The organism is Pseudomonas sp. H3_A02 (assembly GCF_054671965.1).
The window spans coordinates 1,123,389-1,137,669 of sequence record NZ_CP162807.1; the positions used below are offsets into that span (position 1 = coordinate 1,123,389).

Consider the following 14,281-nt stretch of genomic DNA (forward strand, 5'->3'; position numbering starts at 1 on the left):
GGGGGACGCGATGCACGTGAGTATAGCTATCCCGTTCGATGGCTTTCGGACGGCGCCATGAAAGGTTTCCGGCCAGGCATCGTGCCGTCTTTGGTGGTGGCCGTGCTGGTGCCGGTGATGGTGTGCCTGGGGTTCTGGCAATTGAGCCGCGGCGAACAGAAGCGTGTGCTCATGGACACTTACGCCGAGCGTCGCGTGGCGCCGCCGATGGACAGCACCGAGCTTACGCACACTGCCGACCCGGCCTTTCGACCGGTCACGCTGCAGGGCCAGTTCGACGCCGAGCACAGCATCCTGCTGGATAACCGCCAACACGACGGCAAAGTCGGCGTCGAGTTGCTGCAACCGTTCCTCGACCACCGGACCGGGCTCTGGTTGCTGGTCAATCGCGGCTGGCTGCCCTGGCCGGACCGACGCACGCCGCCGGTCTTCAACACACCGGAACAACCCGTCAGCCTCCAGGCCTGGGTCTATGTTGCCCCGGGCGCGACGTTCCAGCTCCACGCCGACCCGGCGGGCGCGCCGTGGCCGCGACTGGTCACCGCCATCGAGCCGGACAAGCTCTGGGCCGACCTGGGCCGCAACGGTTTCGCCTATGAATTGCGCCAACAAAGCGGCCCCGGCGCCTACCGGACCGATTGGCCGGTGGTGGCCATGGGCCCGGAAAAACACCTCGGTTATGCCGTGCAGTGGTTCGCCATGGCGGCGGCCCTGTTCGGCCTTTTTCTTTATCTCGGATGGCACAACGCAGGGAGACACCATGGGAAGCACCATGAATCCAACCAACACGTCTGAGGCGCCCGTGACACACAACCGTCGCAAGGGCCGCGTGCAATTGCTGCTGATCGTGCTCGGCGTGATCGGCCCGATGATCCTCGCCACCGGCATGTACAAATTCCAGTTCTGGGTGCCCGACAGCCGCAGCTACCACGGCGAACTGATCGGCAACGGCCAGACCCGCGCCGAGATTGGCGTGCAGGCCGATGAACAACGCTGGCAGATCCTCGTCACCGCGCCACAGGAGTGCTCGGTGGATTGCCGGCAACTGGTGTACCTGGCCCGGCAAATCCAGATCGGCCTGGGCCGCGAAGCCGGCCGCGCCAGCCATGCCCTGGCGGTGGCTCAACCGTTGGACGCCGAGTACGACGCCCAACTGCAACGCGAATACCCACAACTGCAACGTTATCCACTGGACCTGCCGGCGTATCAGAAAGGCGCCCAGGGTTCCGGCGGCGCCCAACTATGGATCATCGACCCCCACAGCAACCTGGTGCTGCGCTACGACGCCCGGGTCAAGGGCAAGGACTTGCTCAACGACCTGCGCCACCTGCTGAAACTGTCGAACATCGGATGAGGGCATCGACATGGCCAAACCTGGATTTCGCCTCGCGCTGTTTGCCACGCTGCTGGCATTGATCGTCGTCCTGCTGGGCGCCTACACCCGGCTCACCCACGCCGGCCTCGGTTGCCCGGACTGGCCCGGTTGCTACGGGTTCATCAGCGTGCCCAAGAGCGAAGCCCAACTGGCCCATGCCGAGCTGCATTTCCCCGACACACCGGTGGAAGCCCACAAAGGCTGGAACGAGATGGTCCATCGCTACTTTGCCGGGACCCTGGGGCTGTTGATTACCGTACTGGCCGCCCGGGCCTGGATGAACCGTCGCCACCCCGGCCTGCCATTGAAACTGCCGCTGTTCCTGCTCGCCGTGGTCTTTGCCCAGGCAGCGTTCGGCATGTGGACCGTAACCCTGAAGCTGTGGCCGCAGGTGGTCACCGGGCATTTGCTGGGCGGGTTTGCGACGTTGAGCCTGTTGTTCCTGCTCACCTTGCGCTTGTCCGGAGTGCTGCCGGCGCTGACCGTGCCCAAGCGCCTGCAACACTGGGCCACGGCCGGGCTGTTGCTGGTGATCGGCCAGATCGCCCTCGGCGGCTGGGTCAGCTCCAACTACGCCGCCGTGGCCTGCATCGATTTCCCCACCTGCCACGGCCAATGGCTGCCACCGGCCGACTTTGCCAACGGCTTCCACCTGACCCAGCACATCGGCCCCAACTACCTGGGCGGGCAACTGGACAGCGACGCCCGCACCGCCATCCACCTGACCCACCGCATCGGCGCCTTGCTGGTGACCGTGGTGCTGCTGGGCCTGGCCTGGCAATTGAAGACCGTCGGCATGACCCGGCTGGCCGGGCTGGTGCTGGCCGCGCTGGCCGCGCAGATCACCCTGGGCATCAGCAACGTGCTGTTCCATCTGCCGTTGCCGGTGGCCGTCGCCCACAACGCCGGGGGCGCCGCGTTGCTGCTGACCCTGGTATTGGTCAACTATCACGCCCGTACCAGCCTGGTCCGGGTCAAGCATCAGGTCCCGCTGCGCTGGCGGTTCAACCCGCATAAACACAGCGTCAGCCCCATAACAATAAAAGGAGAGATGCCATGGCAACCTTGACCGGTGAACGCCACAGCCAAGCGATCTGGCGCGATTACCTGGAGCTGACCAAGCCGAAGGTGGTGGTGCTGATGCTGATCACCTCGCTGGTGGGCATGTTCCTCGCCACCCGTGCCGGCGTGCCGTGGACGGTCCTGGTGTTCGGCAACCTGGGCATCGCCCTGTGCGCCGGCGGCGCGGCGGCGGTCAACCATGTGGTCGACCGGCGCATCGACGCGGTGATGGCCCGCACCCACAAGCGGCCACTGGCCGAGGGTCGGGTCTCGCCGGCCGCCGCCCTGACCTTCGCCCTGGCCCTGGCGGTGGCTGGCCAAGCGTTACTGCTGGCATTCACCAACCCACTGACGGCCTGGCTGACCCTGGCCTCGTTGCTCGGCTATGCCGTGGTGTATACCGGTTTCCTGAAACGGGCGACGCCGCAGAACATCGTCATCGGCGGCCTCGCCGGCGCCGCGCCGCCACTGCTGGGCTGGGTCGCGGCCACCGGTCATGTCAGCGCCGAACCGCTGTTGCTGGTGCTGATCATCTTCGCCTGGACCCCGCCACACTTCTGGGCCCTGGCGATTCACCGCAAGGAGGAATACGCCAAGGCCGACATCCCGATGCTGCCGGTGACCCACGGCGAGCACTACACCAAGATCCACATCCTGCTGTACACCCTGGTACTGCTGGCGGTGAGCCTGATGCCGTTCGTGATCCACATGAGCGGGATGCTCTATCTTGTCTGCGCTCTCGTCTTGGGCGCCAGGTTCCTGCAATGGGCCGTGGTGTTGTACCGTGGCAGTCGGCCGCACGCGGCGATCAACACGTTCAAGTACTCTATCTGGTACTTGTTCCTGCTGTTCATCGCCCTGCTTGTAGATCATTACTTACTGTTGAGCCTATGACTCGAACCCAGAAAACCGTTTTCATCCTCGTGGCCATGATCGCGCTGATCCTCGGCCTGACCATCAACAAGGTGCTGTCCGGCAAAGGCCAGGGCGACCCGACCGCGCTGATCGATGCCGGCATCATCCTGCTGCCCCAGAGCCGCAACCTGCCGGACGTGAAAATGACCGACCAGGACGGCCAGCCCGTGGCGATGGACGGGTTGAAAGACAAATGGAGCCTGCTGTTCTTCGGCTACACCTTCTGCCCGGACATCTGCCCGACCACCCTCGCCCAACTGCGCCAGATCAAAAGCGAACTGCCGCCCGAGGCTGTGGATAAGTTGCAGATCGTACTGGTGAGCGTCGACCCGAACCGCGATACACCCAAGCAGCTCAAGCAGTACTTGGGTTACTTTGACCCGCAGTTCAAAGGCCTGACTGCTTCATCGGTGGAAGACCTGCAGAAACTGGCGAATGCAGTGAGTATTCCGTTCATCCCGGCGGACACCAGCAAGCCCAACTACACGGTTGATCACAGCGGCAACCTCGCCGTGATTGGCCCGGATGGCACCCAGCGTGGGTTTATCCGCGCACCGCTGAACAACCAGAAACTGGTGGCGCAGTTGCCGGAGATGCTCAAGCGTAAATAAGGCCAAGGCGAGACCCCTGCGGAATACAGTATCTGCAACACCCCGATCCCCTGTGGGAGCGAGCTTGCTCGCGATGACGCCCGCCCAGACACCCCCATGGCGAGGGAGCTTGCTCCCGCTCGGCTGCGCAGCAGTCGCAAAACCGGACGATGCGGTTTGCCTGAAGAAATGCAGGGGCCTGCTGCGCAGGCCAGCGGGAGCAAGCTCCCTCGCCACAGGGGTTTGTGTCGAACCGAATATCCAGCCCAACGCAGCCCCCTGTGGGAGCGGGCTTGCTCGCGAAGGCGGCGGGTCAGCTTGCATCAATGTTGAATGTGCCGCCGCCTTCGCGAATCCACTCCCACACCGGCAGAAACGGGGGAAACGGGGGAAAGGCAGAAACGGGGGACAGACCACGATTATGAGACGGTCCGATTACAGGTGAACGCAAAATCGTGGTCTGTCCCCAGTTTCCCGCAGTTTCCCGCCATCCCGGCAGTCGAACAGCACATTGAGCGTTAGCCCAGTGACTGCGACTTAAGAGTGGGAAGAACAACTTCAGATGCGAGTTACCGACGACAGGTCTGCGAACATGAATAAACTAACCCGGCTCCCAACATTAGCCCTCATTGCACTCGTGTTCTGCGCGGGGCTATGGGCCGTTTCACAATGGTGGGAAAAGGCTCTGGCGAAACCCGTCGGCGCCGCCAGGATCAGCCCCAACGGCTGCTTCCGGGTTCAGGAGTTCAAGCCTTTTTGGATACTGCCCGGCCTCTTTCACCCCCAGTCGCCCCCGGATGAGCCAGAGCAGCGGCAGTGGTTTGTTCGCTGGGAAATCCCGGCCTTTTTTCGCTTGTACGATAATCGCAACGGCCAGCTGATGGGCGAAAGCGAGATCTACGATCTGGTGAATTATGGGGGACCGGTGTCTTGGGGCTTCGGCAACCACCCCACAGTTTCCGTCGAAATGATCACGATTGGCACCGGCCTGCCTGACTGCATAGGTGATCAGCCCGGCTAGCGGGAAGGAGAAAAGGAGATTTATTTCCAGCAAATGACTCCTTTTCAGTCAACGCAGGATGCACCGACCGCTGTCGCCCGGCGTAACTGCCACACGACATTCCCCGCCGTAATCACCGCTGCAGGCGACATTGGACAGTTGCTCGCGGCCAGCGCCTCTGCGACCCAGGTATTGCAGGTATAAAACAGCGAATAGCGACCCTCAGCCTGGTAGAACCGGCTCTCTCCATACAGGCCTGGCCCGAGCACCACCAAGGTGCCCGTCGCTGAGCGGGTGAAGGTCCCGGCCACGAACGCGAGCAGTCGTTGGTAGCTGTCCTCCGTCACCCGCACTTCGATGACCTCGCTTGTGGCGAAACGCCGCCTGGGGTCCCCGTCAATCTTGACCGCATGCAGCACGGTTGCCGTCGACCCGAACAAGGCTCGCAAGGCGAGGCTCAAGGTGGCCTGTGGGGCTCGGTAAAAATCCTCGTCGCCCCAACCGAACTCAACGAAGTCGCCGTCGCTGAACGCTTCGGCCAATGCGGGAAGCACCTGAAGTAGATCGGGGCGCGCAATGACCAACCCGGTATGCAGGCCATGATTCACTACATAGAAGGACCGCCAATCGCCACCCTCACTCCTCGGCGGGTCCGACGCGGTAGCGCAGCCGAACAGCATGAGGACCAGGACCAGCACTACAATGCGCATACACAAGGGCTTGGAGGCTCGCTAACGAAACGTGGGAAAACCCGGCGGGGGTTGACGCTATATCTCGGCCAGAAGCAACCATGGCGCTTAGACACCCAAAGCAGCCATACGCCACAAGATATCTCAGAGACCAAGCCTAGCATTCAAAGCTTGGGGCACTCGCCAACGCTCTCCCCTTTTCAAATCCCCTTTTTACTCAAAAATCGATAGTCCCCGAGAACTTCACCAAGCGCGGGTCACCCTGCGAGAGGTAGCCGCCGTTTGCCGACGCCCAGTAGTTCTTATCGGTAATGTTTTCCACGTTGACGCGCAACGTCAGGTCTTTCTCCACGAATTTCATCTTGTAACGTGCGCCCGCGTCGAAACGGTTCCAGGTAGGCAAGCTCAGGTTGTTAGCCTGATCAGCGTACTGCCCGCCAGTGCGCAACATCCTTGCGCTGAGCGCGGCCCCTTCGATACCCGGAACATCCCAATCTACGCTGGCATTGAGCTGAAACGTTGGCACGCCAATGGCGTGATTGCCATCGTTGAGACCGCCAGCGGTTTTTTTCAGCTCAGACGTCATGCGGGTACCGCCGGCCATCAACCGGAGGCCTTCGATGGGCTCGCCGAAAACGCTGAGCTCCAGCCCCTTGTTGACCTGCTCGCCATCACGCACATAGAGCCTCTGCGCGTTGTCGACGTACCCATCGGAAGGTTTCTCGATACGGAAAACACCCAGGTTGGCACCGAAGGTTTGCAGGTCCAACTTGATACCCGCTTCCAACTGCTTTGTGCGGCCAGGGGGAAAGGCTTCACCCAGGTTCGTGATACCGGAACCGGACGCCACCGGCCCTTTTGCAAGGCCTTCGATTCGGTTGGCGTAGAGCGACACGCTCTCCACAGGCTTGTAGACGATGCCATAAACAGGCGTGGTAATGGCTTCATCGTAGAGCGCGCTACGACTGCCATCGTTTGCTGGATTGGCTCCACCGTTTGAAGTAGTGCCATCGTACTTATAGTTTTCGACACGCAACTGCTGACGACGGACACCATAAGTGACCAGCAATTTGTCATCGAACAAGCCCAGCGTGTCGGAAATCGCCAGACTACGGTTGCGGGTTTTGCCGGTCACCCCGGGATCGCCCATTTTGCCGCCAGTGCTGGACACCGTAGTCGGTTTAGGAAGCTTGGGGGTGTCGTAGATATTGCTGTTCCCGGTCACGGAACGATAGAACGTGTAGGCGTTTTCCTGCTCGGTCCAGATCGTTGAGCCGCCGATCGCAACCTGGTGAGAAACAGGGCCCGTGTTGAAGCGCCCGTTCAACCCGCCACTGAACGATGTGTTGTCTTCATTGTGAGGAATTTCCGAACCACCGATCGTAGCCACGCCGTTATTGCCGACCAGTGTCGGTGTGGCGTACACCCCAGTTTCTCGGGTGTGCTTTACACCACCAGCCAGGTAGGCGGTCCAGTTTTCGTTCAGATCCCAATCGCCACGAACCATGCCGAAAGTGTCTTCAGTTTCGGCGTAAGTCCAGTCCTGTCCATAATTGTGGCTGGCGTGCGGAGCAGTGGGAATGCGGGTGGCGCTGCCGATGTTCACAGAATTACGCAGTCCATTGATACGCTGTTTCTGATACCCGAAATCGGTGGAAACGCGGAAGTTGTCACCTTGATAGTCCAAGCCCGCCACGAACAACTTTGTGCGCTGATCCTGGTTGTCGATCGCTGTTTCACCTTCCCGCTGGCTGAGATTCAACCTGGCGCCAAACCGGTTGTCCTCGCCGAATCGCTGCCCGATATCCAAATGCTCGCCAATGCGGCCGTCCGTGCTGATGTCCTGGGTATAACGACGAGTCGGGACATCTTCTGCGCGTTTGGGCTGCAAGTTGACGCCGCCCCCAAGCCCCGAGCCCGTCGGACTGACACCGTTGATAAACGCGTTGGGGCCTTTGAACACCTCGACACGCTCGATAGCATCCGTTGATAAAATTTGACGCGGTAAAACGCCATACAGTCCGTTATAGGAAATGTCGTCGCTGTTAAGGGGCAGGCCTCGAATCACGAACACTTGGGATTGGTTACCAAACCCATAGGATTGACGCACCGACGGATCATTGAGCAGCACATCACCCACGTCTTCAGCTTGTTGATCTTCAATCAATTGCGAGGTGTAACTCGTCATCACGAACGGGACATCCATGTTGTCCTGATTGCCCAGCACACCCATCTGGCCTCCGCTCGCCACCTGACCTCCCGCATAGGGCGTTGGTAGCGTGTTGGAGTTGGGTTTGATCGCACTGGCAGTAACGTCAGTCGCGCCCAATTCAATAGGTTCTGCCGCCTGGGCAAGAAAACTGACCGAGCAGCACGCAGCAAGCAACGTAAGGCGAGATGGAAATAGCATGGAGTGAGTACCTGCGGGAAACGGGAAATCAATGCAGGTAATGCTAATGATTCGCAGATAGATTATCCATAACCAATGGCACGTTGCCACAAAAGATTTGGAAAGCGGTTTAGTCAGCCAGACAGCCCCCGTGGCGAGGGAGCTTGCTCCCGCTCGGCTGCGCAGCAGTCGAGGCGTCATGTGGCGCAGGGTATCCAGCAGTTGATTGAGCTGAGTTCGTTGCTGGCGAATCGGGTGTTGGATGACGTGGAGCCACGTTAACCGCAACACCATCAAGCTGTGTGGCGAAGAGATATTCCCCTCGCCAAACATTGGCCTTCATTCCTGGCGACGCATGAATTCCGCGAAAAGAGGAACTGTAAAATTCAGATATCCGTGATCTGTGCTGTAGATCATTCCCTTGGAAATGATGTTGGCCCGAGTCGGACCAAGCGATGATTGAGGTCGCCCCATGACCTTGGCAACATCAGCGATGGCATAGGGGCCATCGCCGAGGGTGGACATGGCTTTTACAAACTGAACCTCCGAGGGTGTAAGTCGATCGATACGGACCCTGAAGAAGCCCGCATCGAGAGAGGCCAATGTTTCCGAATAAGAATGCTCGACATCGTCAACCGTAATTTCAGGCCCCTCGGCGTTGTTCCATGCCGTGGATGCCCACTCTTGAAGAAAGAACGGATAGCCCTGCGTCCGATCAACGATGCTGTCCAGCGCCGCAGTGTCGATAGAGGCTTGCTCCTCCAAGATCGGTTTTTGAACGGCTTGAGTCGCAGACGGTTGATCGAGCGCCCCCACCTCCGGGTAAAGGAAAAGCCGCTCGGCGTATGACTTCGCCTCACCCGCCAGCCGGGCAACTTGCGGAAGGCCTGCACCAACCAGCAGCACTGGAAGCCCTTCTTGCGACATGCGATGGATAGAGACAATCAGTGCCGATAGATCTGCTTCGGTGAGGTATTGGACTTCATCAATGAGAAGAATCCAGCCTTTGCCGGCGGCCTGTGCCGCTTCACCTATTACAGTAAAAAGATCGGGAAGATCGTATTGAAGATTTCCGCTGTCCGCGAGTCCAGGCTCAGGCTCAACACCAATTTCAATACCGCCAATATCAATCTTGAAGATTGATGCAAAGCTGCGAAGTCCTTTTAGCCCACGATTAGCAATTTGCTTGGCGGACTCAACGCCGGAAAGCGCGCGCATGACCTTTCGCATTTCAGGATAAAGAAGACGTGCAAGGCTTTCACGCTCTGGCGCCTCTACTTTGGAGACGAGAAGACATTCCTCCTTCGCAATTCTTCCTATCTCATTCAACAGGACCGTCTTACCCGTGCCTCTTAAGCCAAGGAGCATGATGGAGCGAGCACTTCGTCCATTGACGGCTCGGCCACAGGCAATTCTTGCCGCCTCGAGAATTGAGTCGCGCCCCGCCAATTCAGGGGGCCTGCTGCCCGCTCCGGGCGCAAACGGATTACGGTAGGGATCCATGTCGACCTCAAAAAATATCAAAACTTAACGAAAGATAGCTAAAGCTAGCTGAATCTATTATCTTTTGCTATACACAGATAGCATTCAATATGAGTCGGAATTTTTCCTAATGTTAGATCCGCCCCTTTCCACTGGAAAGGAGGGTTGGCTCGTATGGATAAGAGATCCACAGGGCCGTGTGAAGCTAGCGGTGGGTGCGTTTGAGATCGTTCCCACGCTCTGCGTGGGAACGCCGCCACGGACGCTCTGCGTTCGGCTCTGGGAGACGCAGAGCGTCCCGAGCTGCATTCCCACGCGGAGCGTGGGAACGATCAATGGCTAAGAGCAAGAAATAACCAGGTTTGCGTTTTACACCCAGACGTCGTTAGCCACTCCGACCAATTGAATAGCCTCCTCTTCCAAGGGCTCGGCGAAGATGATGTTCAAGTTACCGTAACCGGAGTGGTCCCCTACCAAGCTCAACTCAAATCGAGCCCCAGAGGCATCAGCTTCATAGCTCTTCAAGTAAGTCAGGTCCTTGGCGTCATTGAAAATCACGTCCAACGTGCCGTTGTAACCATTGCCCAACCGGGTAAAGCCCAAGGCGGACAAGTCGATCGTGTCTTCACCGACGGTATAGTCAATCAGGCGATCAGTGTGGTTTTCGGTGGCGGTACGGTAGCTGTCGCTCAGTCCGTCGAAACGGAACACATCGTTGTTACCGCCACCCGCCAATAGGTCCCGGCCCTCTCCGCCAATCAACACATCATTGCCTAGCGCCCCATAAAGGCGATCATCGCCCGCCAACCCTTCGATGATTTCGCCGCGAGCGTTGCCTTGTAAACGATCGTCCCCTTCGGTGCCCGTCAACCTGGCCTGCTGAAACAGGAGGTTGGTTTCATTCAGCGTTTGGCCCAGGTTACCGTCGAAGACCACTTCGAAGCGTTCCCCATCCGCGTTAGCCTCGAAGCTTTTGAGGTAGGTCCGCGTCCCGCTTTCGTTGACGCGTATCGCCAGCGTTCCGTCATGTCCATTGCCCAGCCCGAGGAAGCCCAGGGAGGCGAGGTCGAGCGTATCGGTGCTGGGGTCGAAGTCGGTGATGCGGTCGCTATGGGCCGCGGTGGCGGTTCGATAGCTGTCTGTGACTGACTGGTAACGGAACGTATCGGCCCCCGCGTCGCCCGTCAGCAGGTCACGACCTTGCTGGCCATCGAGCAGATCGTCACCGGCCCCGCCAAGGATCGCATCGTCGAACGAGGCGGTACCGAGCAAGAAGTCAGCATCGCCGCCACCGTCAAGGTGGTAATAGCCGTCGTCGGGATTGCCAAAGCTGTGGTCCAGGCGACCGTCTGGGTTCAACTGAACCAAGGCGGCCAGATAGCCGTCCGCGCGCGTGCCTTGGCTTCCACCAATCAATAGCTTGCCGTCGGCCAGCACGATCATGTCGGCGACTGCGAAAGGCGCGCTTTCCGAGCCCCAACTGACCCGACCCTGATCGCCGAAAGCGGTGTCGAGCGAGCCGTCGGCATTGAGTCGGATGACGCTCGCCACACCGCCCGAGGCGCCTGCCAGCAGGATTTTGCCGTCATCCTGGATGACGAGGGCGTCTGCGTGAACATCCAGGGCCAGGCTGCCGCCGTTCGCAAAGCTGCTATCCAGCGTACCGTCCGGGTTAAGGCGGGTCAGGGTATCTTGCCCGGTGACCAATACCTTCCCGTCTCCCTGCAGCGAAACGTCGAACGTGCTGCTGGGGTGAATGCCGACGGACGCGGGTAGGTGCAGGACCCCAGCCTCTCCAAAAGACGAGACCAAGGTTCCCGTTGCGTCGAAGCGGGCGATATAGATCTCCCCGGACGGATACCCAGCGCTTGCGAAGAAGCTGCCGTCGCGTTGCACAGAGAACGACGCTTGCTGGCCTAGATCTTCATTCCAATAGAAAGGCACTGTCACGGTGCCGCCGTTCCCGAAACTCGTATCGAGGCTGCCGTCGGCCAAGTTACGACTGATGCCCGACACCCAGGCGTTGTCTACGTTCACGTAGCGCGTCACCAGGTAGCCCCCTTCCGGCTGCACGGCGGCATTACCGCCGTCCTCGATATCGAGCGACACAGGGAGCAGGGACTTACCATCGCCACTGAAGGTGCGGTCCAGGCTGCCGTTGGCATTGAACCGGACCAGGCTGCCGGTGAAGCTTGAATCCTCTTCGCCTCCTCGTCCCAGGCGACTATAAGCGCCAAGCCAGATAGCACCGTCCGGATCGACCGCGATACCTGCGATTTTGTCCGAGCCCCATAAGGTCGTGGCGACCATGCCTGTTTTTTGCGCGGTTGAAGCGGCGGGTGAAATGCTCTGGCTCATGTCCATGCCTCCGATAGATTTGGCGCCAAAAACTATAGACAGGGGTCAGTCAGGTTGCCATTTACGGCAGCAGCACCACTTGCGTTCGAATCTCGTCCTCAACGAATCGTTTCATGGTCGTCCCCAATACGATCTAGATGATCAGAAGCTAGATCATCCTCGGCGTATTCCGGCTAAGCTCGCTTTTCACTGGATTGAGGACATTACCGGAGGGGGTTGGGTCAGATATTGGCAAGTTGGGGAACAATAGATTTACCCATGCAATTGACCGCTGTAAAGTATTTACGGCCGCTTGAGTGGAGCAACTTTGCATGGCATTCGCAACAATATTCGCCGCTGTATTGGCCATCAGGTTTGAAGAATAGTTTGGCCTCGTTAAGGTCGGATATTAAAAATCCTTCAGATTTCAAAATCTGCTCAAAACGATCACGTAATGAAGAGAGGGCGGTGGGAAGATGGGGATGACTGCGAAGCTCCTTCGGGTATGGGGTCGCACTCAGTAGATCCACCATCGCGATCGGCTCCCCGGTTGCTTTAAGTGCTTGCAACAGATGTGGGTGTACGTACGACAAACTGCTCGCGGCATGGTGCGCAATACTTTGACAGACACTACTGAGGCGGCGATGAGAAGGCATTCATTCTTCCTGATTTGGTTTGCGAGCTGCGTCGAGTTGCTGGATTCCTAGAAACCTATGGTGCCTCAGGCCCCTGCATCATAGGGCTCAGCGCTGTATCCTGACCGGGTTTTGTCGCTACCAAGGATCCAGGTATGTCGCTTCCCGGCAAGAACAATGCTTTCTCCGATACAGATCGCTTTTTCATGAGCCAAGCTATTGATCAAGGCAGACGCGCAATGCCTGATTGCCTGCCGAATCCACCTGTAGGGTGTGTCATCGTGCGTCACGGTTCCATTGTCGCCAACGGCTATACGCAATCGCCGGGACAACATCACGCAGAAGCAATGGCGCTTTCGCAACTGGCGCAAGGCCTCGACGATATGACGGCCTACGTCACCCTGGAACCTTGCTCATTTGCCGGTCGGACGCCTTCATGCGCCCTGGCGTTGATCAGCGCGGGGGTTACACGCGTGCATGTCTCGATACTGGATCCAGATCCACGCAATGCCGGAGCAGGTATCGCCATTCTTCGACAAGCGGGGATAGAGGTCACCGTGGGCTTGCTCGGAGGCCAGGCTCGCCGGGATATGGGGCCTTATTTGCACCGCAGGCAGCCGGAACACCAGCAAAAGACCATGAAAGCCTTATCAATTGTTCGGCCTAATGGAAGCAAGATCGCTTCCGGAGAGAAAATGCTAGAAGTCCGCCGCTGGCATCCCCACCTGAATCCTTACGAAGATCTTTTGGTTGTTGAAAATGGGCGATTTCTTCACACCGATGGTGATGAAGACGAAGGTATTGCTGTTGCAATCGTGCGTGTAAAAACAGTTCGCCCATTCGAAGTCGCAGATGTGCAAGCCGCATGCGCAAGCCGTTTTTCGGAGGGCTGGCTCGCATGGGAGTTAAGCGATGTGCGGCCCATCACACAGCCGTTCGCGGTGCGAGCGGCACGAGGTATCTACGAGGCAGATTTCCCATTCGTTTATAGCCCTCATTAACGGGAATAAGGGAACGAATTATTCTGATCAATGCCTTTCGCTCAGACCTTGTATCTTGATTCATGAAATTTTGATTTGAGAACCGACAGATGTTATCCGCACAACAGGCCAGTGCAATCGTCCTCGACCTCCATAAAGAGTCGGTCAGAGACGGCGGTCCGGAACGATTTGTTATCCAGTCTTGCGAGCTTTCTCCGAATGGCGACTACTGGATAATTCGCTGCAACACCGAGGACTGTGTGGTGCATGGTAAGACCGAGTATTGCTATGTAGGCGTCAATGCCCACTTGGTAGAGGTCAGATCCGGTGCGCTTGAGACGGTAGCTAGTTGCTTCAGCATTGAGGAGTATCTGCGAGACAAAGACGACCTTCGTGCAGCAGCAGGTGAAAGTTATGTACTGATGCCGGCATTTTCTAGAGAGAGCAAAGCGGCACTGATCAACCTTCGGCAGAAACTGGAGTGTTCCTACCCGGACAGCTTTTCGCTTCTTTCGGTGGCCGGCCGACGGTGGTTTACAGGCAAACGCAGGCACCTTGAGGATGTGCAGCGACTGCTCAACATCGAAGGCATCGCGACAGACATCAAGCTACAAGCAGACCCGCAAGGTGCCATTACTATCGGACCGGAAACCTGGCACATTGATGCGGTACTAAAGGCGCTTCACAAAAAGCGACGCCAGCTCGGCGATTCAGATCAATAGCGGTAAGGGTTGCCTATTTTTCTGACTCAGGCACCTCGGGATGAGCCCTCTCGCCCCAGAGTTTTGTGTGTGCTGGCTGCTTGGCGGACTGGTATTGAAAACGAG

At 58.5% G+C, this 14,281-nt stretch carries 13 protein-coding genes; 8 read left to right on the forward strand and 5 right to left on the reverse strand.

Features of this window, described 5'->3' with window-relative positions:
* The first annotated feature begins 57 nt into the window (after positions 1 to 57).
* The 6 genes from AB4N80_RS04755 to AB4N80_RS04780 all read left to right on the forward strand — a co-directional run bounded on the left by AB4N80_RS04755 (position 58) and on the right by AB4N80_RS04780 (position 4,963).
* Positions 58 to 795, forward strand: a complete 738-nt coding sequence (locus AB4N80_RS04755) for an SURF1 family protein (protein WP_460080905.1) — start codon at positions 58 to 60, stop codon at positions 793 to 795.
* Positions 761 to 1,354 (forward strand): hypothetical protein, encoded by a 594-nt coding sequence (locus AB4N80_RS04760; RefSeq protein ID WP_460080908.1) that lies wholly within the window; start codon positions 761 to 763, stop codon positions 1,352 to 1,354. Before AB4N80_RS04755 ends, AB4N80_RS04760 begins: the two co-directional genes overlap by 35 nt.
* 10 nt (positions 1,355 to 1,364) lie before the next feature.
* Complete coding sequence (locus AB4N80_RS04765) at positions 1,365 to 2,444, forward strand: COX15/CtaA family protein (RefSeq protein WP_460080910.1); 1,080 nt, start codon at positions 1,365 to 1,367, stop codon at positions 2,442 to 2,444.
* The gene (gene cyoE, locus AB4N80_RS04770; RefSeq protein WP_003196318.1) at positions 2,432 to 3,331 is read left to right on the forward strand and encodes a heme o synthase; all 900 of its coding nucleotides are present in this window, start codon (positions 2,432 to 2,434) and stop codon (positions 3,329 to 3,331) included. The genes AB4N80_RS04765 and cyoE overlap by 13 nt, the downstream gene beginning before the upstream one ends.
* Entirely contained in the window at positions 3,328 to 3,963 is a 636-nt protein-coding gene (locus AB4N80_RS04775) for an SCO family protein (RefSeq protein ID WP_460080913.1), read from the forward strand. Before cyoE ends, AB4N80_RS04775 begins: the two co-directional genes overlap by 4 nt.
* A 571-nt stretch (positions 3,964 to 4,534) precedes the next feature.
* The gene (locus AB4N80_RS04780) at positions 4,535 to 4,963 is read left to right on the forward strand and encodes a hypothetical protein (RefSeq protein ID WP_460080915.1); all 429 of its coding nucleotides are present in this window, start codon (positions 4,535 to 4,537) and stop codon (positions 4,961 to 4,963) included.
* A gap of 44 nt (positions 4,964 to 5,007) precedes the next feature.
* Here the strand turns inward: AB4N80_RS04780 and AB4N80_RS04785 are convergent, their stop codons facing one another.
* The 5 genes from AB4N80_RS04785 to AB4N80_RS04805 form a co-directional block, all read right to left on the reverse strand.
* Positions 5,008 to 5,652, reverse strand: a complete 645-nt coding sequence (locus AB4N80_RS04785; protein WP_460080918.1) for a DUF2459 domain-containing protein — start codon at positions 5,650 to 5,652, stop codon at positions 5,008 to 5,010.
* A gap of 196 nt (positions 5,653 to 5,848) precedes the next feature.
* Positions 5,849 to 8,041 (reverse strand): TonB-dependent receptor, encoded by a 2,193-nt coding sequence (locus AB4N80_RS04790; protein ID WP_460083009.1) that lies wholly within the window; start codon positions 8,039 to 8,041, stop codon positions 5,849 to 5,851.
* Between the two features lie 318 nt (positions 8,042 to 8,359).
* On the reverse strand, positions 8,360 to 9,523 hold the full coding sequence (locus tag AB4N80_RS04795; protein ID WP_460080920.1) for an ATP-binding protein: 1,164 nt from the start codon (positions 9,521 to 9,523) through the stop codon (positions 8,360 to 8,362).
* A 348-nt stretch (positions 9,524 to 9,871) separates the two neighbouring features.
* Entirely contained in the window at positions 9,872 to 11,860 is a 1,989-nt protein-coding gene (locus AB4N80_RS04800; protein ID WP_460080923.1) for a M10 family metallopeptidase C-terminal domain-containing protein, read from the reverse strand.
* 221 nt (positions 11,861 to 12,081) lie between these two features.
* The gene (locus AB4N80_RS04805; RefSeq protein WP_460080925.1) at positions 12,082 to 12,495 is read right to left on the reverse strand and encodes a hypothetical protein; all 414 of its coding nucleotides are present in this window, start codon (positions 12,493 to 12,495) and stop codon (positions 12,082 to 12,084) included.
* Positions 12,496 to 12,629: 134 nt separating this feature from the next.
* Between AB4N80_RS04805 and AB4N80_RS04810 the strand changes: the two genes are divergently transcribed.
* Both AB4N80_RS04810 and AB4N80_RS04815 read left to right on the forward strand, forming a co-directional pair.
* Positions 12,630 to 13,475, forward strand: a complete 846-nt coding sequence (locus AB4N80_RS04810; RefSeq protein ID WP_240998496.1) for a deaminase — start codon at positions 12,630 to 12,632, stop codon at positions 13,473 to 13,475.
* Positions 13,476 to 13,564: 89 nt separating this feature from the next.
* Positions 13,565 to 14,176: a hypothetical protein gene (locus AB4N80_RS04815; protein WP_122567751.1), complete on the forward strand. Its 612-nt coding sequence runs from the start codon at positions 13,565 to 13,567 to the stop codon at positions 14,174 to 14,176.
* The last annotated feature ends 105 nt before the right edge of the window (positions 14,177 to 14,281 follow it).